Annotated in this window: 19 protein-coding genes; all 19 read left to right on the forward strand. The window is 44.8% G+C overall.

Annotated features, from left to right (window positions below; all coding sequences use genetic code 11):
- Nucleotides 1-165 precede the first annotated feature (165 nt).
- The 19 genes from ACM0P2_RS01380 (at nt 166) to ACM0P2_RS01470 (ending at nt 23632) form a co-directional block, all read left to right on the forward strand.
- A complete protein-coding gene (locus tag ACM0P2_RS01380) occupies nt 166-765 on the forward strand; it encodes a hypothetical protein (protein ID WP_419227171.1) in 600 nt (199 codons plus the stop codon).
- Between the two features lie 907 nt (nt 766-1672).
- Nucleotides 1673-2344 carry a methyl-accepting chemotaxis protein gene (locus ACM0P2_RS01385; RefSeq protein ID WP_419227677.1) on the forward strand — a complete coding sequence of 224 codons (672 nt, stop codon included), beginning with the start codon at nt 1673-1675 and terminating at the stop codon, nt 2342-2344.
- A gap of 56 nt (nt 2345-2400) precedes the next feature.
- Nucleotides 2401-2766 (forward strand): response regulator, encoded by a 366-nt coding sequence (locus ACM0P2_RS01390; protein ID WP_419227172.1) that lies wholly within the window; start codon nt 2401-2403, stop codon nt 2764-2766.
- Between the two features lie 38 nt (nt 2767-2804).
- Entirely contained in the window at nt 2805-4916 is a 2112-nt protein-coding gene (locus ACM0P2_RS01395; protein WP_419227173.1) for a chemotaxis protein CheW, read from the forward strand.
- Nucleotides 4913-5416, forward strand: coding sequence for a chemotaxis protein CheW (locus tag ACM0P2_RS01400; RefSeq protein ID WP_419227174.1), 504 nt, complete (start codon nt 4913-4915; stop codon nt 5414-5416). The genes ACM0P2_RS01395 and ACM0P2_RS01400 overlap by 4 nt, the downstream gene beginning before the upstream one ends.
- A 51-nt stretch (nt 5417-5467) precedes the next feature.
- Nucleotides 5468-8371: a PAS domain S-box protein gene (locus ACM0P2_RS01405; RefSeq protein ID WP_419227175.1), complete on the forward strand. Its 2904-nt coding sequence runs from the start codon at nt 5468-5470 to the stop codon at nt 8369-8371.
- Nucleotides 8372-8374: 3 nt separating this feature from the next.
- Nucleotides 8375-9205 (forward strand): CheR family methyltransferase, encoded by an 831-nt coding sequence (locus tag ACM0P2_RS01410; protein WP_419227176.1) that lies wholly within the window; start codon nt 8375-8377, stop codon nt 9203-9205.
- Nucleotides 9206-9219: 14 nt separating this feature from the next.
- The gene (cheD, locus tag ACM0P2_RS01415; RefSeq protein WP_419227177.1) at nt 9220-9849 is read left to right on the forward strand and encodes a chemoreceptor glutamine deamidase CheD; all 630 of its coding nucleotides are present in this window, start codon (nt 9220-9222) and stop codon (nt 9847-9849) included.
- Nucleotides 9824-10870, forward strand: coding sequence for a protein-glutamate methylesterase/protein-glutamine glutaminase (locus ACM0P2_RS01420; protein WP_419227178.1), 1047 nt, complete (start codon nt 9824-9826; stop codon nt 10868-10870). Before cheD (ACM0P2_RS01415) ends, ACM0P2_RS01420 begins: the two co-directional genes overlap by 26 nt.
- Before the next feature lie 150 nt (nt 10871-11020).
- Nucleotides 11021-12220: a methyl-accepting chemotaxis protein gene (locus tag ACM0P2_RS01425; RefSeq protein ID WP_419227179.1), complete on the forward strand. Its 1200-nt coding sequence runs from the start codon at nt 11021-11023 to the stop codon at nt 12218-12220.
- Between the two features lie 60 nt (nt 12221-12280).
- Nucleotides 12281-12646 (forward strand): response regulator, encoded by a 366-nt coding sequence (locus tag ACM0P2_RS01430; RefSeq protein WP_039217225.1) that lies wholly within the window; start codon nt 12281-12283, stop codon nt 12644-12646.
- A gap of 38 nt (nt 12647-12684) precedes the next feature.
- Nucleotides 12685-14619, forward strand: a complete 1935-nt coding sequence (locus ACM0P2_RS01435; RefSeq protein WP_419227180.1) for a chemotaxis protein CheA — start codon at nt 12685-12687, stop codon at nt 14617-14619.
- Nucleotides 14616-15119 carry a chemotaxis protein CheW gene (locus tag ACM0P2_RS01440; protein ID WP_419227181.1) on the forward strand — a complete coding sequence of 168 codons (504 nt, stop codon included), beginning with the start codon at nt 14616-14618 and terminating at the stop codon, nt 15117-15119. Before ACM0P2_RS01435 ends, ACM0P2_RS01440 begins: the two co-directional genes overlap by 4 nt.
- A 5-nt stretch (nt 15120-15124) precedes the next feature.
- On the forward strand, nt 15125-17431 hold the full coding sequence (locus ACM0P2_RS01445; RefSeq protein ID WP_419227182.1) for a methyl-accepting chemotaxis protein: 2307 nt from the start codon (nt 15125-15127) through the stop codon (nt 17429-17431).
- Between the two features lie 93 nt (nt 17432-17524).
- Nucleotides 17525-20434, forward strand: a complete 2910-nt coding sequence (locus ACM0P2_RS01450) for a methyl-accepting chemotaxis protein (RefSeq protein ID WP_173361140.1) — start codon at nt 17525-17527, stop codon at nt 20432-20434.
- 2 nt (nt 20435-20436) lie between these two features.
- Nucleotides 20437-21267: a CheR family methyltransferase gene (locus ACM0P2_RS01455; protein WP_105930024.1), complete on the forward strand. Its 831-nt coding sequence runs from the start codon at nt 20437-20439 to the stop codon at nt 21265-21267.
- Between the two features lie 8 nt (nt 21268-21275).
- Nucleotides 21276-21899, forward strand: a complete 624-nt coding sequence (gene cheD, locus ACM0P2_RS01460; RefSeq protein ID WP_173361141.1) for a chemoreceptor glutamine deamidase CheD — start codon at nt 21276-21278, stop codon at nt 21897-21899.
- Nucleotides 21896-22942 (forward strand): protein-glutamate methylesterase/protein-glutamine glutaminase, encoded by a 1047-nt coding sequence (locus ACM0P2_RS01465; RefSeq protein ID WP_173361142.1) that lies wholly within the window; start codon nt 21896-21898, stop codon nt 22940-22942. Before cheD (ACM0P2_RS01460) ends, ACM0P2_RS01465 begins: the two co-directional genes overlap by 4 nt.
- Nucleotides 22943-23371: 429 nt before the next feature.
- Nucleotides 23372-23632: a hypothetical protein gene (locus ACM0P2_RS01470; protein ID WP_173361143.1), complete on the forward strand. Its 261-nt coding sequence runs from the start codon at nt 23372-23374 to the stop codon at nt 23630-23632.
- Nucleotides 23633-23635: the final 3 nt, after the last annotated feature.

Consider the following 23635-nt stretch of genomic DNA (forward strand, 5'->3'; position numbering starts at 1 on the left):
TAACGTGCCCCTGCGGCTGCGCCGCGAGTTGCAATTCTATTGTGAATTATCATCTCTTTGTGCAAGCCTCGAATCGTTCTGCTACTCTTTTATTCAGTTTACTCTTCTCCTTTTCCATATATGCGTTTTTCAGGCTTACTTATAATTATTGGCGCTCTTCTTCAGATGCCTACGGCTGGCCAGGCGAAAACAATTGACGTGTTAGCTATTGAGTACCCGCCCTTTACCACGTCAAAGGAATCAAGTGACGGTATAGCTTTTGAGCTGTTGCGAAAAGCTGCACTTAGCGACGACATAACATGGCAAGCTGTTTATGCGCCCCCAGGGCGAGCGGCAGCAATTATTCGGTCAGGGGAGTGGTGCGCAAGTTTCTATCCCGTTGTTGAGAGCATAAAGTCTCAGTCGATTGTCCTGTCTAAAAGTAAAGTTAGTATTGGATTAGTGCGCTTAGCAGAAGAAAATACGTTTTCATGGCAATCACTACATGAGCTCGCCGGCAGGAGTGTAGCGTTATTGCGCACAAAAGAGGACTCTGCGTTTGCACAACAATTTACTGATGCGGGTTTTGATGTAGTGTTTGTTGAAAACATTGTGACGGGTATTCGTCTAGTAAAGATGGGGCGTGTAGATTACTCTCTAAGTGATAATCTGTCTTTTGCTCAGCAAAATGATGAAGGGCTACAATTTTCCAAAAGCTCCCTTGTCGTAACGCCTGTCACGCTTTATCTCAATCCTAACTGCAACGTTACAAGATTTTTTAATTAATTTTTAACGCTTTGTTGCTGCGCCTTTTAGTTTATCAATATCTCAATCGTCCATACACGGTCACTCTTTTAGAGTTGCACATACTTACAAGTTAGACACAAATAGCGACCCAAATGCCTTTTTTATAAAAAATTTATGCATGTTCTTGCCTACTTCTCAAAATGGATACTACGCTTACTTTATATGGGTACAGCCAGATACGGTCAAAGCCAGTTAAATGTAACTTTGTTATCTATCTAGATTAATAAAGCTATGCTGTCTTTGCGCTAGGCTTTTTGTCTTTGGCGCTTATCTAGCGTGCGTCACGCTCTGTAATTCGTTAACTAAGTAACATCGTAATTATGAAAGAGTTCTGCTGGTTTTCGATCACAGAGCTTTTTTTAAGGAGAGCTTTTTGTCGTTAAATAACTTACCTCCAACGCAGCAAGGGGCTTTGAAGAGCATATATGTAGTTTCGGGAGTGGGCGTTGCTGCTTCTTGGGCTTTATTCTTTTTTGTGTCTTCGCTCACGGCGCTTGCGGTATTAACAGGCGTGGTTGTCTTTAGCGTTTTCGTTTACGCAAGATCAATGGATGAAAACGAAGAGATCTATCCAGACAGCGGGCCTCTCGCGCAAAGCGAGAGTAAAGGGGGGGCAGACATCAAAAAAGCCAGTGAAGAACTTTCTGCTTCACTGAGTACATGCGATTCCAACTTGTCTTCCATTAAATCGACGCAAGATGATGCGGTAGAAACCTTGTCTAACGCTTTTAGCAGCTTGAAAGCGTTAGTTTCAAACCAAATAGGGTGTATTGAAGATTTGCTAAGCTTAGACCAAGCTCATACGCAATCTTATTCCGATCGTATGCGCAATTTCGCGCAAGAAACTGACGGAACTCTGACCCAATTTATCGATTCAACCGAGCAAATGTCCTCGTCAACCAAGCACCTTATGGATCAGGTGCAAACTATACAACAGGCGATGCCTACCGTGATCAATGCACTAAGTGGTATTGATGATATTGCTGCACAAACAAATTTACTCGCGCTCAATGCAGCGATAGAAGCGGCAAGAGCGGGGGAGGCAGGAAGGGGCTTCGCTGTAGTTGCAGATGAAGTTAGAGCACTTTCCACTCGCTCGACCCAGTTTAGCGACGTAATTAAAACCCAAGTTGAGAATATTCGCAGTTTGGTAGACAAACTCACCAACACAGCAGAATTTGTAGCCTCGCAAGACATTTCGCAAGTTGTTAATGCCAAAGCCCACATTAGTGAGCAGTTGGCTGAAATCATCAGAAAGGCAGAAGCAGACCTTATTACTACCAAACAAATTGAAGATATAGGTTCACAGCTTGATGACTCGATAAATACCGCTATTCGAGGAATGCAATTCGGCGATATCAACGGCCAGCATATCCAGTATACCCAAGATATGCTCAAGTTTATTTTAGAGCAGTTGGCTACATTAAACGCTAACAATACCGAAAGCTTCGTAAGAGCGTTAAACGAGTATCAAAAAGGGCTCGCACAAAAAGGTAAAAATGATCACAACCCCGTGTCTGCAACGTCTATGGACGCGGGTGAGGTAGAATTGTTCTAAGCTAAAAAGGAACAGGAAGCACCGTCAGTAATGACATACTTAGGAGAAGTGAGCACATGAGCAAGCATATTTTAGTTGTCGACGATTCGGTGTCGATTCGTCAAATGGTAGAAATGACCCTTAAAGGCGCTGGATATACCGTAACTACAGCCCAAGATGGGCAAGAAGCGCTCGATAAATGTAAGAGTCAGCAGTTTAATTTTGTACTGACTGATCAAAACATGCCTCGTATGGATGGTCTTACCCTTATAAAAAACTTACGAGGCCTTGGGTCTTACAGCAAAACCCCAGTCGTAATGCTTACCACAGAGGCGGGCGACGACATGAAGGCAAAAGGTAAGGCTGCCGGGGCAACTGGCTGGATGGTAAAACCCTTTGACCCAAATAAACTTCTTGATGTAACCAAACGCGTCTTAGGTTAAGTCCATCTTCTAATACTTTAAGTCTGGAAGGATTCAGAATGAGCATCGATATAGAACAGTTCCATGGCGTGTTTTTCGACGAGAGCGACGAGCATCTCGACGATATGGAACAGCTATTGATGAGCTTGGACGTCGAGTCTCCTGATCCTGAAGAACTCAATAGCATTTTTCGTGCTGCCCACTCTATTAAAGGCGGAAGCGGAATTTTCGGCTTTGATGCGTTAATGAATTTAACGCATGTGATGGAGAATTTGCTAGACAAGGCCCGCAATAACGAAATTGCTGTAACCGCCGACATTGTCAACGTACTTTTAGAAACCCTTGACGTATTAAAAGACACGCTTAATGCTTATCGCGATGAAACTGCAATCCCACAGGAAAACATCGACGAGCGCATCAAAATATTAAACGGCGTTATTAACGAGCAGTCCACCGACGCTGCGCTTGGCGATAATGGCGCGCTTCCTGAAATAAGCGCGAATATCCAAAGCGAAGGTGACCCAGATGAAAGTTTTGGTTTCTTTGTCGACGAGCCTACCAGTGCTGGTGCAAACTCTGACGATGGTTTTGGCTTTTTCGATGACGAGCCTATTAAGGAAGAGCTTTCTTACAACGAACAAGCTAAAAGTGAGCGTAATGAAGATGACGGATTTGGCTTCTTCGATGATGAAATACCGCACATTTCTGTTGCGTCTCAAACTGACGCGTCGGGCTCCGCCACGACAGAAACAATTGAAACCGAAACGGGTGAAGAAGAGCAGGGTTTCGGTTTTTTTGAAGACGTACCGTCAGCCCGTCATATAAATACCACGCTAGAAACGGCGAGCAGTAACCATTCGCAAAGCCCAAGCAAACAACCAAGCTCTACTGCTACAACTGACCTCGACAAAACAACGAATACCGGCTCAGCGTCCGCTCCTGTTAAACCAGTAGCCAAGCCCTCTTCGAAAAAAAGCACCTCCCGTGAATCGGCCTCTATTCGGGTAGACACCGCGAAAATAGACGTCATGGTTAACTTGGTGGGCGAATTGGTTATCACCCAATCAATGCTATCTATGGTAGGCCAAGAAGTTGAGGGGCAAGTTGGCGAGCGTCTTCAGCTTGCTATTGATGAGCTGCAGCGCAACACCCGAGAGATTCAAGAGTCGGTGATGTCTATGCGTATGCTTCCTTTAACTGCAACCTTCAATCGTTTTCCTCGTTTAGTAAGGGACCTGGCAGGAAAGTTGGGTAAACAGGTAGAGCTGGTACTTCAAGGGGGCAGTACAGAAATTGATAAAAGTTTAATCGAAAAGATTGTCGACCCCCTGACTCATTTGGTGCGCAACAGTATCGACCATGGTATCGAAATGCCCGATAAGCGAGTGGCTGCTGGTAAGCCGGAGAAAGGTACGGTTATTTTAAGCGCCGAGCAAAAAGGCGGCAGCATTATTATCAGCATTATTGATGGTGGTGGTGGCCTTCACCGCGACAAAATTCTCGATAAAGCGCGAAGTAACGGGCTTACCGTATCTGATGATATGCCTGATTCAGAAGTATGGCAGCTTATATTCCAACCTGGGTTTTCAACTGCCGAAGCCATTACCGATGTATCGGGAAGAGGGGTAGGTATGGATGTGGTGCGCCGCAATATCGAATCGATTGGCGGTCGTATCGATATTGAATCGAACGCTGGTGAAGGCTCAGCTTTCTTCATTCACTTGCCGCTTACGCTAGCCATCGTTGATGGCATGTGTGTGTCGGTGGGTAAGCAAATTTTTGTAATTCCACTTTTAAATATTATTGAATCCTTCCAGCCCACCAAGCAACAGTTGAAAACTTTAGGCAACGACACTGTACTTTACATTCGAGACCAATATTGGCCTTTGGTCCCTCTTTACGACTTTATGGAAGTTGAGGATGCCGCGCTTTCTCCTACAGAAGGCATTGTGGTGTTACTTGAAAGCAGTAAAAAACGCTTTGGTATTTTAGTCGATGCGTTAGTGGGTCAGCAGCAGGTGGTGATTAAAAGCTTAGAAGAACATTACCGCAAAGTGGCTGGAATAGCGGGGGCTACCATTATGGGCGACGGAAAAGTCGCACTCATCATCGATGCAGACTCTATTGCAATAACGTATACCTCCAGTCAAATAAAGGAGTTACTTTCATGAGTGAAACTGCCTCGCATCAAGCGGTTACCGGTAGACAAGACAAAGAATACTTAAGTTTTGTGCTTGGCGATGAGCATTACGCGTTGGACATAACCACAGTAAAGGAAATTAGAGGGTACGAACAAGTCACAAAGATTGCGAATGCGCCAGCCTTCATAAAAGGCGTGATTAATTTGCGTGGTGACATCGTTCCTATCGTGGATTTGCGCATTAAGTTTAATGTCGGCGAGGCCACGTACAACGACTTCACTATCGTGATAATGCTGAATATTCAAGAGCGCATTGTTGGCATTGTGGTAGATGGCGTATCCGATGTTATTCGCTTGTCTGAAGAGCAAGTACTTCCGCCACCAGAGTTTGGCGTAGCTTTTGACAGTAGGTATCTGCACGGCTTAGCCGATGTAGATGAAAAGATGATCATTCTGGTGAACATAGAGAGCTTAATTACCAGCGAAGAGCTGGGTTTAGTTGCACCTGAGAGCGTAAAAGACGACGCGTAGTTACAAGGTCCTTCACTAAACGGAAACACCTGACATTGGGAAATATTAGTTATGGGCGTATTTAATTTTCTTAACGGCGAAGAGTTAAAAGTAGCGAAACACGATGCGCAATTGAAGTCGAATATTCTAAAGGCCAGTGCCTCAAACTTGTTGGTTATCGATAAGTCTGGGGTTATTCACTTTCACACCCCCGCTTTTTTAAGCATGGCAAAAGCCTATCCCAAAGACTTTTCTGTCGGTGGTGGCGAGTCAACATTATCGGGAAAACACATTGACGATATTACTGTTAGGCCAAACTCTGCAGAAAATCCGTCTTATTTACTCACCCATGCCACAGGTGATAACAAGCGGCTCGTTTCACTCGCTGAACACACTTTTTGCGTAAGTGCATCTGCAATAACGGCGGACGAAAACGGCAATCAGCTTTATGTCACCGAGTGGCAGGACAACACTGAAAATAAACGCAATAAAGGTATGGTCGACGCGATTATGCGAAGCCAAGCGGTCATATCTTTTACCACAGACGGCGAAATCTTGTCGGCTAATGACAACTTTTTATCCGCAATGGGATACAGCGAAAATGAAGTGGTGGGAAAGCATCACCGTATTTTTGTTGACAGGAACTACGCACAAAGCGACGAGTATAAAGCGTTTTGGCAAAAGCTAAAAAGTGGCGACGTACACAGCGGTGAGTTTTGCAGAATTAACAAGCAAGGCGAAGAGGTGTGGATCCAAGCGACCTACAACCCGGTGTTTGACGATGACGGGAAGGTGGATTACATCATCAAATTTGCTTCTGACATTACGGCGCAAAAGCAGAAAAATGCAGATTTTGAAGGTCAAATTACCGCCATTAATAAATCCCAAGCCGTTATTGAGTTCGACCTTGAGGGCACTATTGTAAACGCGAACGAGAACTTCCTCGCCGCAATGGGCTACAGCCTGTCTGAAATTAAAGGGCAGCACCATAGTATGTTTGTCGACCCAAGCTACAAACTCAGTGCAGAGTACGCCGCATTTTGGCAAAGCTTAAAAGCCGGAGATCACAGCGAGGGGGAATATAAACGGATAGCAAAAGGCGGCAGGGAAATATGGATACGCGCGTCTTACAACCCCATTTTTGATAGTTCGGGCAAGCCATTCAAAGTGGTAAAATTCGCCACTGATATTACGCAGGATAAATTAAAAAATGCGTATTTCGAAGGACAAATTAACGCTATTGGTAAATCACAGGCGGTCATTGAATTTGATGTAGACGGCAACATTATCACCGCCAACGATAACTTCCTCAATACCATGGGTTACCGATTAGACGAAATCAAAGGTAAGCATCACCAAATATTTGTGGATGAGAAAACGAGGCAATCAGAGTCATACCAACGTTTTTGGTCAGAACTCAAAGGTGGGAAATTCTTCTCTGGCGAGTTTAAGCGAGAAAGTAAGACGGGTAAAAGTGTTTGGATTCAAGCATCGTATAACCCAATAGAAGATATGAATGGCAACCCGTTCAGAGTAGTAAAGTATGCAACCAATATAACCGAAGATAAGTTGAAAAATGCTTATTTTGAGGGGCAGCTGAACGCGATAAGCAAGTCTCAGGCGGTCATTGAGTTTGACCTTGAAGGCGTAATCTTGAACGCGAACAGCAACTTCCTCGCGGCGATGGGATATACCCTTGATGAGGTTAAAGGTAAGCATCACAGTATTTTTGTAGACCCCGCTTTCAAAAATAGCCCTGAATACGCGGCATTCTGGGACCAGTTGCGCCATGGGGTATATGCAAGTGGCGAATATAAGCGCTTTAATAAATCAGGAAAGCCGGTTTATATTCAGGCCTCTTACAACCCTATTTTAGACCAAAACGGCAAGCCTTTTAGGGTAGTTAAATACGCCTCAGATGTAACGGGAAGAACCCTAGCGGTAGAAAGTATTAAGTCTATTATGGCTAGCCTATCGGATGGCGATTTACTGAAAACGATAGAAGAGCCATTAGAAGGAGACTTCAAGGTACTTGGTGAATCTATCAATCACTTTATTGGTGAGCTGCGCGACACCATTGTTAAAATTCATTCTGCGGTTGAAACTATTGATACGGCTTCAAACGAAATAGCTACGGGTAACGCTGATCTGTCTAGCCGTACCGAGCAACAAGCGTCCAGCTTAGAAGAAACAGCCTCTGCCATGGAAGAACTGACCGGTACCGTGAAGTTAAATGCCGAGAATGCTGATCAAGCCAAAGGATTGGCAAGTCAAGCGTCTGAAGTGGCGTCTGAAGGCGGCAAGGTCATTGAACAAGTAGTGCACACTATGGGGGAAATTAACGACTCTGCTCAACGTATTTCAGACATTATCGGCGTTATTGACGGCATTGCTTTTCAAACTAACATACTTGCTCTTAACGCAGCGGTTGAAGCCGCCCGAGCCGGCGAGCAAGGGCGCGGTTTCGCGGTCGTTGCCTCAGAAGTAAGGACGTTGGCTCAGCGCTCTGCTGAAGCGGCAAAGGACATTAAAGCGCTAATTTCAGCGTCGGTCGATAAAATTGGCAATGGAAACGTGTTAGCGAATAAGTCTGGCGAAACCATGGCTAATATCGTTACTGCAATTAAACGCGTTAACGACATCATGTCTGAAATTGCAGCAGCATCGTCCGAGCAAGCCACCGGAATACAGGAAGTGAGCAATGCGGTGGTTCAGATGGACGAAATGACCCAGCAAAATGCAGCGTTAGTTGAACAAGCAGCGGCGGCCGCAGATAGCATGAGACAGCAATCGGGTGAACTAGCCCAACGTGTGTCGGTGTTTAAAGTGGGAAGTAGTCGCACGACTACCCAGCACACTGATATACAGTCGCTAAATGTCAGTAAAGCATTACCTAAAGAGCGTGAAGTGCCTAAACCGCGAATGAAAGCGCTTAATCCAGCCGCGCCCGACGAATCGGATTGGGAGGCATTTTAGTGTATGACTGCCACTCAAAGCACGGATGCACAAAGGGAATTTTCATATAGCCGAAGAGACTTTGAGCGGGTAAAAAGTCTGCTGTTTAAACAAGCTGGCATTAACTTATCTGACTCTAAAGATGCGATGGTGTACAGCCGCCTTGCCAGGCGGCTGCGCTTGCTGGATATGAAAAGCTTCAAAGAGTATCTTGCTTACGTAGGCAGCTGTAAAGATGAAATGGAGCATTTTATTAATGCGCTCACCACTAACCTCACGGCGTTTTTCAGAGAGCCACATCACTTTGATGCACTTGCTAATTATTTAAGAAAGCGACCTCAAACTAAGCGCATTTGGTGCGCCGCAAGCAGCACGGGAGAAGAGCCTTATAGTATTGCAATGACAGTGGCGTCGGTGTTTGGCACCTATACCCCTAATGTGCAAATACTTGCTACTGATATCGACAGCAAAGTACTGCAAAAAGCCCGGGAAGGTGTGTATGCCCAAAACAGTATTAGTCAGCTGTCTTACGACTATAAAACGCAATTTTTCTATAAGGGGAAGGGCGCACAATCTGGACGAGTAAGGGTAGTGGATGAGCTTAAAAAAATGGTGCAGTTCGAAACACTAAATTTAATGTCGCCACGTTGGTGTGTAGAAGCGCCAGTGGATGTAATTTTTTGCCGTAATGTCATGATTTACTTCGACCGGCCCACGCAGCGCAAAATCTTAGCTCGCATGGTTAAATTGATGTGCAGTGACGGTATATATGTCGCAGGGCACTCTGAAAACTTCACGATGTATCCTGAACTGGTCGCTCCCATGGGAAAAACCATTTATCGGCCAGTCGTTTAAAAGGAATTTGCAGTATGAGTCAGGACGAAAATCCCATTCGATATTTTGATAACCGACTCCAAAAAGAAGCCGTCAAACTTTTGCCCGGACAGTATTACGCCACAGCTTCAGATAAAGCTTTAGTAACCATCCTTGGCTCATGCGTAGCCGCGTGTATTTTCGATCAGGAAAAGCAGATTGGCGGTATGAACCACTTTATGCTGCCAGACCTCAACTTAACCACGAATCTTGATGATTGTCTTGCGACAAAATACGGTATACACGCTATGAATATGCTAATAGAGCAGCTAATTCATCTTGGCGCACGGCGTAATAAGCTGGCGGCCAAAGCGTTTGGCGGAGGAAAGGTATTGCCGGGATTTGTGCAGCAAGACATTGGGCGAATTAACGCTGAATTCGTTTTAGAATATTTGGACAATGCGAATATACCGCTTATTAGTAGTGACCTAATGTCCACCTATGCACGCAAAATTTATTACTTTCCGGCTGATGGCAATGTTTATATGAAGCGAATTCGTGAGTTTAACAATGCCACTCTTTATGAGCGTGAATCTACCCATCGGGTTCTACTTTCTGAACAAGCTAAAGCGGGTGTAATTTCATTTCCGGAACAGTCACATGCCTATAAAAGTTCTCGTCGTTGATGACTCTGCGTTAATACGTCAAATTCTTTCAGAGATAGTCTCGCGCGATCCTGACCTATTGCTGGTGGGGGCAGCGCCAGATGCCTACGCTGCAAAGCGAATGGTACAAGAGTTCAGGCCAGACGTTATTACACTAGACATTGAAATGCCAAAAGTGGACGGGTTGCGCTTTTTAGAAGTACTGATGAAGGCGATGCCAACCCCAGTTGTGATGATATCCACCCTGACAGAACGAGGTGCTGATGCAACATTACGTGCGTTGGAACTAGGTGCGGTCGATTTTATGGCAAAGCCAAAACTTGGTGTAGCGCAAGGCATGGCTGAGTACGCAGCGGTTATTGTTGAAAAGATAAAAGCGGCCGCCCACTCTAAGCTTGGTCAACCAACCCAAGCGCGTTGTACTAAACATGCATCCATGCGCTACACGGGAACCGAAAAGTTAATTGGTATAGGCGCATCAACTGGGGGAACGGAAGCAATAAAAGACGTAATTATGAATTTTCCCCGCAATGCGCCGGCTACTATTATTTCCCAACATATGCCGCCGGGCTATACAACAACCTATGCCAAGCGACTTGATAGCCTATGTGAAATAACCGTGAGAGAAGCACAAGGTGGAGAGCGCTTACTGCCTGGTTTTGCGTATTTAGCGCCAGGTAATAAACATTTAAAAGTGCAGAGGAGTGGCGCTGACTACCGCTTAATACTTGACGATGGACCTAAGGTGTCAGGGCATAAACCTTCTGTTGATGTGATGTTTGATTCACTCGCTGAGCATGCAGGCGCTAATGCCGTGGGGGTACTGCTTACCGGTATGGGGCGCGATGGAGCGCAAGGTCTTAAGAATATGTACACCAAAGGTTCTGTTACGTTTTGTCAGGATGAAAAAACCTGTGTTGTTTACGGTATGCCTAAAGTTGCTGTCGAACTCAAAGCCGCGAGTTTCGTCAAGCCGCTGGAAGATATCTCAGATGCAATTTTGGATACGCTTGAAGCATTAGGTGCAAGTTCCCGTCTCTAATTTTTCTTACGCTTTTGTGTCGCAAATGTCACCAATGTATTAATTGAACAAAAATAATCAAAAGTATAATGGTTGGGTTTAGAAAATAGACCATACTTTGATTGTATTTTGTACATCCGCCCGCGCGGTAAGAACAACAGAGGTGTGAGTGTGGTCGCTATAGCTGCAGATTATTTGGATAATTTTTTTTCCAACAAAAGCAATTCCTTCGTGATAGCTTTTCTAACGATGGCGATAAGTTGGGCGCTCTTCTTCACTTCTTTTGAGCATCTAGCGCTGGCTGCCAGCTCAGCGTGTGTCCTTATACTCCTTTTCTTTTTATCGAAAATATCTGAGCAACTTAGCGCTCCTAATAAGGTTCGTTCAGCAGCGACGGTCTCGACAATTGAAGCAAGCAGCGGCACTGATTTAATGGCAGAAACCATTGCTGATACTAACGAGATATTATCGGTCACCTCATCAAATATCGCTGATATCTTCTCTACGCAAACGGATGCAGTGGGAACATTAAGTGATGCGTTTATCTCGCTCCAGTCATTGTTAGGTCAACAAGAAGTCAGCATTAACAACTTACTTAAAGACGATGACAACAGCGACTGCGCATACGCTGACAAAATGCGCAGTTTTGCGTCTGAGACTGACACTACGCTGACGCAGTTTATCGCATCAACCAAAGAAATGACCGAATCGACGCGGGCGCTCGAATCTCAGGTACAAACCATTCAACAGGCAATGCCTACCGTAATTGAAGCGCTCGGTGGTATTGACGACATTTCGTCTCAAACGAATCTTTTAGCGCTAAATGCGGCGATAGAAGCTGCTCGTGCTGGGGAGGCAGGCCGCGGATTTGCGGTAGTTGCTGACGAGGTTCGCGCACTATCAACGCGCTCAACCCAATTTAGTGACGTAATTAAAAAGCAAATCGAAAACATTAGATCGCTAATAAACAAACTCACCGAAACCGCTGAAGTCGTTGCCTCTCAAGACATATCTCATGTGGTAAATGCCAAAGACGCTATCAGCGAACAACTCAAAAGCATAATTCGCAAAGCTGAGGCTGACATTCAAGGCGCAAGTGAACTAGAGGGCATTCGTCAACAGCTATCTGATGCGACCAATTCCGCCATCCGAGGAATGCAGTTTGGCGATATTAACGGGCAGAACCTGACCTATACGCGAGAGATCATTGACTTTGTAGTGGCTCAGCTAAACGACCTAAATGCACAAACTGCGCAGCAAGTTAAAGAGAGTTTGGCTAATTATCAGGTTTCACTCAAAGACAAAGGACAAGCAGATCATAACCCGGTTTCCGCAACATCAATGGATGCTGGCGACGTAGAACTTTTTTAATAACAAACATATTCACAGACAAGTGAGATTCATTCAAATATTCACAAAGGTGGTTGAATTATGAGTAAAAGCATTCTGATCGTGGACGATTCTGTGTCAATCCGCCAAATGGTGGAAATGACGCTTAAGTCAGCGAACTACAACGTGACAACAGCACAAGATGGCCAAGACGCTTTAGATAAATGCCAGGGTGCTCGTTTCGATTTTGTACTTACTGATCAAAACATGCCGCGAATGGACGGTCTTACACTTATCAAGTCGCTTCGTGGCCTAGCAAATTTCAGATCTACGCCTATCGTCATGCTCACGACCGAGGCAGGTGATGATATGAAAGCAAAAGGAAAGGCGGCCGGTGCGACAGGTTGGATGGTGAAGCCTTTTGACCCGAATAAGCTTCTTGATGTGATGAAACGTGTTTTAGGTTAATCCAATTTCGGCGTGTTTAGGGTAAAGGGGAGTCATTTATGACTATCGATGTAAATCAGTTCCATGGCGTATTTTTTGACGAGAGCGACGAGCATCTCCAGGACATGGAGCAGTTGCTCATGACCTTAGATGTAGATAACCCCGACCCTGAAGAGCTTAATAGTATTTTCAGAGCAGCGCATTCAATTAAGGGGGGCAGTGGCATCTTCGGGTTTGATGCGTTGATGAACCTCACCCATGTTATGGAAAACTTGCTCGATAAAGCACGAAATCAAGAAATTCAAGTTACTGCCGCCATTGTAGACATATTTCTTCAGACATTGGATGTGTTGAAAGACACCTTAGCAGCTTATAAAGAGCAAACCGAACTTCCTCAAGACCAAATAGAGGCAAGTATAAAGGTACTGGAAGAAACGTTAGCTCTGGCTTCTGGGCAGACCGCTGATGATTTGCAAGAGTCTATTCATCAGCAGGATACCTCTGCTGTAAGCGATGATATAGAGGGCTTTGGTTTCTTTGATGATGACGAAGGTGAAGCCCAAACGGCGACATCCGACACGAAGTCAGAAGAAATCGAAGGCTTTGGATTTTTCGATGATGAAGATGTGCCAAGCCAAAGTAAGTCCCAGGCAGAAAAAAACGCTAGTGAAGCTACAGTTGATGAAGGATTTGGCTTCTACGCACCAGAAAACTTACCGATAAAACCAGACGTTGAGCAAGCTGCTCAGTCAGTGCCTAAACAGCCAATTGTTAAACCAGTTAAGCCTAAACCAAAAGCGGCGCCTAAAGAAGCGGCATCCATACGGGTGGACACGACTAAAATCGATGCCATGGTTAATTTAGTCGGCGAGCTGGTGATTACCCAATCTATGCTTTCTAACGTAGGTCAAGAAGTAGAGGGCCAAATCGGAGAGCGCTTGCAGCTAGCGATTGACGAACTGCAACGCAATACGAGAGAAATTCAGGAATCCGTCATGTCGATGCGCATGCTGCCTGTGAATATGACATTCAATCGATTCCCTCGGGTAGTAAGAGATTTATCTTCTAAGTTGGGTAAAAAAGTCGACTTAGTTATCCAAGGCGGCAATACAGAAATCGATAAGAGCTTAATCGAAAAACTTGTCGACCCACTTACTCACTTAGTAAGAAACAGTATTGACCACGGCGTCGAAAGCCCTCAAAAACGACTTGCAAGCGGTAAGTCAGAAAACGGAACTGTAATATTAAGCGCTGAGCAGAAAGGCAGCAGCATCATCATCGGAATTATTGACGATGGCGCAGGCTTAAACAAAGAACGTATTTTAGAGAAAGCGATGCAGAACGGACTTCCGGTCTCGCCTGATATGCCAGATAGCGAAATTTGGCAGCTTATTTTCCAAGCGGGCTTCTCTACCGCCGCAGAGGTGACCGACGTATCGGGCCGCGGTGTGGGTATGGACGTAGTTCGCCGTAACATTGAATCTATTGGTGGTCGTATTGAAATTGAATCGTCACAAGGTGAGGGTTCAGCATTCTATATTCATTTGCCTCTTACCCTCGCTATCGTCGACGGGATGTGTGTTTCAGTGGGAGACCAAATTTTCGTTATCCCACTCCTCAACGTAATCGAATCTTTTCAACCTACCAAAACGCAAGTCAAAACACTGGGCAACGACAAGGTGCTATGGATTAGAGACCAGTATTGGCCTCTCGTCTCGCTCACTCAGCTAATGCAAGTTGATAATGGGGTTATAGAACCTACCAAAGGCATTGTTGTGTTACTTGAAAGTAGCAAAAAGCGGTATGGCGTCTTAGTGGATTCGCTTGTCGGTCAGCAGCAAGTGGTTATTAAAAGTTTAGAGCAGCATTACAAAAAGGTCGCAGGTATAGCCGGCGCTACCATTATGGGTGATGGCAAGGTCGCGATGATTTTAGACGCAGATTCAGTGGCAGCAAACTGTATCAATATTCTTAATGAAGAGGTTTCACTATGAGCGAAGCAGCCTTACAGCAAGCCGTTGGTGCATCACGAGAAAACGAATTTTTAAGTTTCGTTCTAGGTGAAGAGCATTACGCGCTTGATATTACGACGGTTAAAGAAATTCGTGGTTACGAGCAAGTTACTAAAATCGCCAATGCGCCTAGCTTTATCAAAGGGGTGATAAATCTTCGCGGGGATATCGTTCCGATTGTGGACTTGCGCATTAAATTTAATGTGGGAGAGGCGACATATAACGACTTCACTATTGTCATTATGCTCAATGTGCACGACCGCATCGTGGGTATTGTGGTTGACGGTGTGTCTGATGTCATCCGTCTTTCAGAAGAAGACATGTTGCCACCACCCGAGTTCGGCGTAGCATTCGACAGTAAATACCTTCACGGACTGGCTGATGTCGACGAGCACATGGTCATTTTAGTTAATATTGAAAGCCTGATAACGAGCAATGAATTGGGTTTAGTTGAAACGAAAGCACAAGCAGTAGAGGTCTAGAGAAAATGGGCATTATGACGTGGCTAGAAGAATTTACTAAAGCAACTGACGTTGAACAAGCATTGCGCAACAAGCAAGCGTTAGATGCCACAACCTGCTGCATTATGATGGCGGATGCCGATAGGAACATTATCTATGCTAACCAATCGGTGAAGACGCTATTAAAAGAGAACGAAAGAAAGCTTCAAGCTGTCTTGCCAAGTTTTTCGGCGGATAACTTAGAAGGACAAAACATCGATCAGTTTCATCGAAACCCTTCACATCAGCGCGGCATTTTAGCCGAATTAAAGTCAACAATGACTTCTACAATTAGCGTTGGCGACCTGAACTTTAAACTTACTCTGACCCCATTTTTCAACGAAAATCGAGAAAACATTGGCACTATGGTTGAGTGGGTTGACCAGTCTGAACTCCTCATTAAAAGCACGATGTTAGAAGTGTTGAACAATGCCCAAGCTGTCATAGAGTTTAACGCTGAAGGTGTCATTCAGCACGCCAACGATAACTTTCTTAACGCCTTGGGTTACAGCCTGAACGAAATTGTGGGAAACCATCATAAAATGTTTTGTGACCCTGATTACGTTCGGTCAGAGGAGTATGGTCAGTTCTGGCGCGATCTAAAAGCGGGTAAAGGTCAAAGCGGAGAGTTTTGTCGCTTCGACAAGATGGGCAAAGAGGTATGGATTCAGGCAACGTATAACCCAGTATTTGACGGCGATGGAAAAGTTATTCGCATTGTTAAATTTGCGACTGACATAACCGCATCAAAGCTTAAAAACGCCTATTTTGAAGGGCAAATTGAAGCAATAAATAAGGCGCAAGCGGTAATTGAATTCGATTTGGATGGCAAGATTTTAAATGCTAATGAGAACTTCACTAATACGGTGGGCTATAGCCTTGAAGAAATAGTTGGTAAACATCACAGCATCTTTGTTGAAGATGACTATAAGCGCAGCGTTGAGTATTCACAATTTTGGGAACAACTACGCCAAGGTGCGCAATTTTCTGACGAGTTTAAGCGTGTTGGCAAAGGTGGCAAAGAGGTTTGGATCCAAGCGTCTTACAACCCTATTTTAGACCAAAACGGTAGGCCATATCGTGTGGTGAAGTACGCTATTGATATTACGGGTACAAAACAAGCGATTAAAGACATTAAACACGCTATGAGCGAGTTGGTTGAAGGGAATCTTGATTGCCGTATTGATCATGAGTTTGAGGGAGAGTTCAAGGAGTTGGGCGCGTCTATCAATCGCTTTATAGACGATATGCGTCGCATAATCGGGTCAATTAGCGACGTAATGACACGTTTGTCACAGGGCGATCTCACAGCTGTGCTCGATGAGCAGTTTGAAGGCGAATTCCAAATATTAGGAGACGCTATTAATCAATTCGTGACTGAAATGTCGGGCACAATAGGTTCAATCTACCAGGCAGTAGAAACCATTAACACCGCGGCGTCTGAAATTGCTACCGGCAATTCCGACCTCTCCAGCCGCACCGAGCAGCAGGCTTCGAGTTTAGAAGAGACCGCTTCCAGTATGGAAGAATTGACCGGTACGGTAAAACTCAACGCCGAAAATGCAGAGCAAGCGAACAGCCTAGCATCTCAAAGCTGTGAGATTGCAAGCCGAGGCGGAGAGTTAATTCGCCAAGTGGTCGATACCATGTCTTCTATCAATGAGTCTGCCCAAGAAATTTCAGACATTATAGGTGTGATAGATGGAATTGCCTTTCAAACCAATATCCTGGCACTCAATGCGGCCGTTGAGGCAGCCAGAGCAGGGGAGCAAGGCCGTGGCTTCGCCGTTGTAGCCTCTGAGGTACGCAATTTGGCGCAGCGTTCTGCTGAGGCTGCGAAAGAAATAAAACAACTCATTTCAGACTCGGTTAATAAAATCGATGGCGGTAATAAGTTAGTTAACCAGTCCGGCGACACCATGGAAGAAGTGGTTACATCCATCAAGCGAGTAAACGACATCATGTCTGAAATAGCCGCAGCAAGTGCTGAACAGGCCTGTGGAATAGAAGAAGTGAGCAAAGCGGTCGTGCAGATGGACGAGATGACACAGCAGAATGCTGCACTGGTTGAAGAGGCGGCGGCAGCGGCTGAAAGCTTACAGCAGCAGGCTGGTAACTTATCTGAACGGGTTTCAACGTTCAATATAGGTGACAGAGCAGACTCACGCGAAATGCAGCCTGCAAAATCTTTTGCAATAAGTAACGAGAAAAAAATAGCGCCAGTGACCAAGCTAAATAGCGCTAAAAAGCTTGCGCCAAAGGTCCCTAGCAGCGATGAGTGGGAATCGTTCTAACGAAGAGGGAAAGGCGAGTTTTGAAAAAAACTCGCTTTTTTATACGTTTTAAGCGAGTCGTAAACGGGTCGCTATTGATGAGGTGGTAACACAATGGGTGTATTTAAAATATTTCACAACGAAGAGTTGGAAGCAGCACAAAGCCTTTCTCGTTTCCAAGAGCAAGCACTAAGTGAGAGTTCGGCCTGTTTGATGCTAGTCGACGCTGAAGGCTTAATCACTTTTGCAAACAAAGCACTATTGGCACTGATACAAGAACATCAGCAGAAGTTTAAATCAGCGTTACCAAATGTTGACCACCACAGTCTTTATGGCATGCCTATGGCGAACTTTTTTACCAACAATAATGAACTCGCCAATCGTTATGACAGCTGTAATAGCAAAGATTCCTTCTTAGTTCCCATCGGCGATTTGCTGTTTACGTTAAAGCTGACCGTGATCAAAAGTGCAGAGGGTACAAAAATTGGCACCATGGTTGAGTGGCTAAATGACCAGGAGCTTCAATACAAAACGGGCGTATTAGATGGGCTTGACCGGTGCCAAGCGGTCATATCGTTTACGCCAGATGGCATAGTTGAAGACGCCAACGAAAATTTTCTAAAAGTTACTGGCTATTCAAAAGATGACATCGTTGGTCAACATCACAGATTGTTCGTGTTACCCGATTACGGCGTTTCTTTAGAATACAGCAAGTTTTGGGAAGGCCTTAGAAATGGCGAACGTAACAGCGGTGAATATTGCCGTGTTGCTAAAAACGGCGATAAGATCTGGATTCAAGCCTCTTACAACCCTATATACGACAAGCTCGGTAATATAATTCGTGTAGTAAAATTTGCTACCGATGTTACCGACCAGAAAAGAAAAAATGCGGATTACGAAGGTCAAATTAATGCCATTGGCAAATCGCTTGCGGTTATAGAATTTAACTTAGATGGCGAGATACAAAATGCTAACGAAAACTTTTGTGCAGCAACCGGATATGACCTGAGCGAAATAAAAGGGCAGCACCACAGCATGTTTGTAGAGCCAAATTATAAAATGAGCCCCGAATATGCAGCTTTCTGGCGAGATTTGAAAAAAGGAGAGTTCAAATCTGGTGAATTCAAACGAGTGAAAAAAGATGGCAGCGAGCTTTGGATCCAAGCCTCTTACAATCCAATATTCGATGAATTCGGTCAGCCCCTTAAGGTTGTTAAGTATGCGTCAGATGTTACCGAACAAAAGCTTAGAAACGCCTTTAATACAGGGCAAATAGACGCCATTAGTAAATCTCAGGCGGTGATTGAGTTTGATGTGCATGGCAATATTCTCACTGCTAACGATAATTTTCTAGCTACGGTTGGATATGGTTTAGATGAAATCCAAGGAAAACATCACCGCATTTTCGTTACAAAGCAAGAGCGAGAGTCAGACCGGTATAAAATCTTTTGGAAGCAACTGGCTGAAGGACAATTCTATTCTGGCGAGTTTCATCGCGTCGCAAGAGACGGCACGGACGTTTGGATCCAAGCCACCTACAATCCCATACTCGACATGAGTGGAAATGTTGTAAAGGTTGTCAAATACGCAAGCAATATTACTGAACAAAAAGTAAAAAATGCTTATTTTGAGGGGCAACTCGCTGCCATTGGTAAATCACAAGCCGTTATCGAATTCAATATGGACGGTGTTATCCAAGATGCCAATGAAAACTTCCTAAACACCTTGGGCTATACGCTAGAAGAGATAAAGGGTAAGCATCACAGCATGTTCGTAGACCCTTCTTACCGAGCGAGCCCAGAATATGCTGCATTCTGGGAAGGGTTGCGTAATGGTTCTTATTCTTCGGGCGAGTATCGTAGGCTAGGTAAAAACGGGAAAGAAATTTTTATTCAGGCCTCGTATAACCCAATACTTGATCACAACGGCAAGCCCTTCAGAGTAGTTAAATTTGCCTCAGATATTACGGGTAGAACCCAAGCGGTAGATGAGATCAAGCACGTAATGACCAAGCTGACAGAGGGCGACCTGACAGTAAATATCGATCACGCGCTAGAAGGTGATTTTGCTGTCCTTGGTGAAGCCATTAATCAGTTCATTAATGAATTGCGCGGCACGATTACCAATATCAACGAAGCGGTAGAGACTATTAACGTAGCGTCGGGTGAAATTGCTACCGGTAATGCGGACCTTTCTAGTCGAACTGAGCAACAAGCTTCGAGCCTTGAAGAGACCGCATCAAGCATGGAAGAACTTACCGGTACGGTTAAACTCAATGCTGAAAATGCAGATCAAGCAAATAGTCTAGCAGCCCAAGCAAGTAAAATTGCATCTCAAGGCGGAGAGGTGATTGGAGAAGTGGTCGAGACCATGACTCAAATCAATGAATCTGCCCAAGAGATTTCAGACATCATAGGCGTCATCGATGGCATTGCTTTCCAAACGAATATTCTTGCGCTAAACGCAGCCGTAGAAGCTGCTCGAGCGGGCGAGCAAGGCCGCGGATTTGCTGTAGTAGCGTCAGAAGTACGCAATTTAGCACAGCGTTCAGCTGAGGCTGCGAAAGATATCAAAGAGCTCATATCCGGCTCGGTAGGTAAGATAGCAAGTGGTAACCAACTAGTCGTGAAATCTGGCGAAACCATGGCAGAAGTTGTGACGTCCATCAAACGTGTAAACGACATCATGTCTGAAATTGCAGCGGCTTCTGCAGAGCAAGCATGTGGCATTGAAGAAGTAAGCCGTGCGGTTGTCCAAATGGATGAAATGACACAACAAAATGCGGCGTTGGTAGAAGAGGCTGCAGCGGCGGCAGACAGTTTAAGACAACAGTCTTCTCAGCTGAATGAACGTGTTTCAGTGTTTAATGTAGGAAGAGGACTGACTGCTGAACAGCAGCAGATCGCTGCCTTACCGCAAGGGCAATTCCGTCAGCACAGAATGCCGTCTTCAGTTAGCCACGCACCAAGGGCTCAAGCCTTGAAGCCAGCTATGCCTGTTGAAGCGGAGTGGGAGTCATTTTAATGATGGCAGAAGTACAAGAACGCAGTGGAACAAGGGAGTTCGCTTTTGAAAAAGCGGACTTCAAAAAAGTTCAGCAAATGCTGTTTAAAAAGGCGGGAATTAATTTATCCGACGCGAAAGAAGCAATGGTGTATAGCCGCTTGGCAAGGCGTATAAGAGCGCTGAACCTGAAGAGCTTTAACGACTACCTTGCAGTTGTTGGCAGGTCTGAAGCAGAGTTGGAACAGTTCATTAATGCGCTTACGACTAACCTGACCTCGTTCTTTCGCGAGCCTCATCATTTTACAGCGTTAGCCGACTATTTGGCTCAGCATTCAAACGTTACCAATATTTGGTGTGCTGCTAGCTCAACGGGTGAGGAACCCTACTCTATTGCGATGGTGGTTGCTGAGGCGTTTGGTAGTTTTAAAACGCCAGTCAAAATAATCGCCTCAGACATAGATAGTAAGGTATTGGCAAAGGCGAAAGCCGGGGTTTATCCGTTAGCTTCAATTTCCAAAATCCCTATTGAGCGTCAAAAGCAATTTTTCCATAAAGGAAAAGGTGCGAACGAGGGAAAGGTTAAGGTAGTCGATGAGCTGCGCCAAATGGTGCAGTTTAAAAAGCTTAATCTTACCGACCAAAGTTGGGACGTAAAAGCGCCACTGGATATCATTTTTTGTCGAAATGTGATGATTTATTTCGACAAACCGACGCAATTGAATGTGTTGAAAAGGATGGTAGATATGCTCAAGCCTACAGGGCTTTATATGGCGGGGCACTCTGAAAACTTCAATATGCATACTAATCTTGTTAGGCCGGTAGGGAAGACTATTTATCGCCCGGCCGGTTAGGAGATTACGTGGAGCCCTGTAATTTTGAAGTACCTATTAGCTACTATGATAAGCGTTTTTCAGTTGACGCCATCAAGCTGTTACCTGGTCAATATTTTGTTACGTCTCAAGATAAAATGCTGGTCACGGTTCTCGGCTCTTGCGTAGCAGCCTGCATGTTCGACCCAGTAACCGGTGTGGGGGGAATGAATCATTTCATGCTTCCTAATGTGAATAAAACAGCGGGAGAGTTCGAAAAAGTGCAGGGAATGGCAGCGAAGTATGGCGTGCATGCAATGGAGGTGCTTATTAACGAACTGATAAAAGTAGGTGCCTCCAAAAAGAGGTTGAAAGCAAAGGTATTTGGAGGGGGAAGGGTCGTCCCGTCTTTTGTACAAAGTGATGTGGGCAGGTTTAACGCAGAGTTTGTTACACAATTTTTGAACACTGAAAAAATTCCAATCATCGCGAGCGACCTTTGTGACACCTACGCCCGCAAAATTTATTTTTTCCCTACCAACGGCAATGTGTTCATGAAACGTATCCATGAGCTTAATAATGCAACAATTATTGAGCGAGAAAGCCAGCATCGCTGGGAACTCAATAACCAAGATGCAAGCGGTGACGTAGATTTGTTTGAGGATTTAAAATGACAATTAAAGTATTGGTGGTGGATGATTCAGCTCTGATCAGGCAGATCCTTAGTGAAATAATTAAAAGTGAACCTGACATGACACTTGTAGGCGCAGCACCCGATGCGTTTGTTGCTAAAAAGCTGGTACTCGAAAAAGCGCCCGATGTTATAACCCTTGATATTGAAATGCCAAAAGTAGACGGGCTACGGTTTTTAGAAGTACTGATGAACGCTAAACCCACGCCCGTTGTGATGATTTCAACGCTTACTGAAAAGGGAGCGGATGCCACCCTCCGCTCTCTTGAACTTGGCGCTATTGACTTCGTGGCAAAGCCTAAAATTGGCGTAGCTCAGGGCATGGCTGATTATCATGAAATGATAGTAGAAAAAATTCGTACAGCAGCCCGCTCTAAAGTTAAAAAACGTAACCCTACTAAATCTGCTGCCGTCAAGACTGTTAGTTACTCAGGAACAGAGAAAGTCATAGCAATTGGCGCGTCTACGGGCGGCACAGAGGCCATTAAAGAAGTATTAAGCACTTTTCCAGCGAATGCGCCAGCTACTGTGATTACTCAGCATATGCCTGCTGGATACACGTCAACGTTTGCCAAACGGCTAGACGCTGTATGCCAAATGCAGGTTAAAGAAGCAAAAGGCGGTGAGCGATTATTGCCAGGGCAGGCCTATCTAGCGCCCGGTGATAAGCATATGGAAATCGAGAGAAGCGGTGCGGACTACAGAATTAGGCTTTCTGATGGGCCGCGTGTGTCCGGACATAAACCTTCTGTCGACGTGTTATTTACCTCGCTGTGCAGAAGCGCAGGCAGTAATGCCATAGGTGTACTGCTAACAGGAATGGGTAGCGACGGCGCAATGGGATTGCTTGAGTTGCGTAATGCGGGTAGTGAAACCTTCTGCCAAGATGAAGCAAGTTGTATTGTATTTGGAATGCCGAAAGTAGCAATTGAAAAGGGCGCTGCAAAAAGTGTAGTTAGCCTTGAAGATATGGGCAGCGTTGTCATGAATGCGGTAGAGAAACTCGATGCCGGTAGCCGTCTGTGATGAGGGCGAGTCTGCACTTATGTAAGAACCGTTGAACGGTTATCTGTGAAGAAAATGTTATCACTTCCCTTGTCCCAAAAAAGCTAAGGTGATTTAATAACACCGCTTAATTAAAAGTGATGCTGCTACAGAATGCTGTTGCTGTGGCCGATACTATGGATAGGCTTTTTATTAAGTGCGTAGAATGATAAGAATTGATACGTAAGTAGGTTGGCTCTTTAACGAATTGTCATAATAAAACTATAAAAGACAAATGGTTGATACTTACGATGGTGACAAAGTAAACGCTGATTTATTACAGCGTATGTTTTGAAGTACCTAACAAGAATAAAAGGCCTGCTATATTTCTTACAGATTCGAGAGCAAATATATGCTCCTTCTTACGGTATGACTTAAACCCGGGATTATAACGAGTAGTTGGGGACTCTTATGAAACAGCAAACGCTTTTAGCAATATCGGCCTTAATGTTTTCTTCTTCTGTACTAGCCAATGGTGGCTTTGAACCGAACAAAAAGGAATGCGTTAACGTTGGCAAAGAAATCACGCGCGTTAGTACAGAGATGGATGTAGCAAAGTCTGGCATTCAGAAATCATGGCTTAAGCGTCAGCTCAACGCATTAGAAACTAAACGAACGTCTTGCAGTACAAAAGGCTTTAAAGCTAACAACGCAGAGCTAGCAAAACTTTAAGAT

This window comes from Alteromonas sp. OM2203 (assembly GCF_048517045.1).
In the GTDB taxonomy this organism is placed as follows: Bacteria; Pseudomonadota; Gammaproteobacteria; order Enterobacterales; family Alteromonadaceae; genus Alteromonas; species Alteromonas gracilis.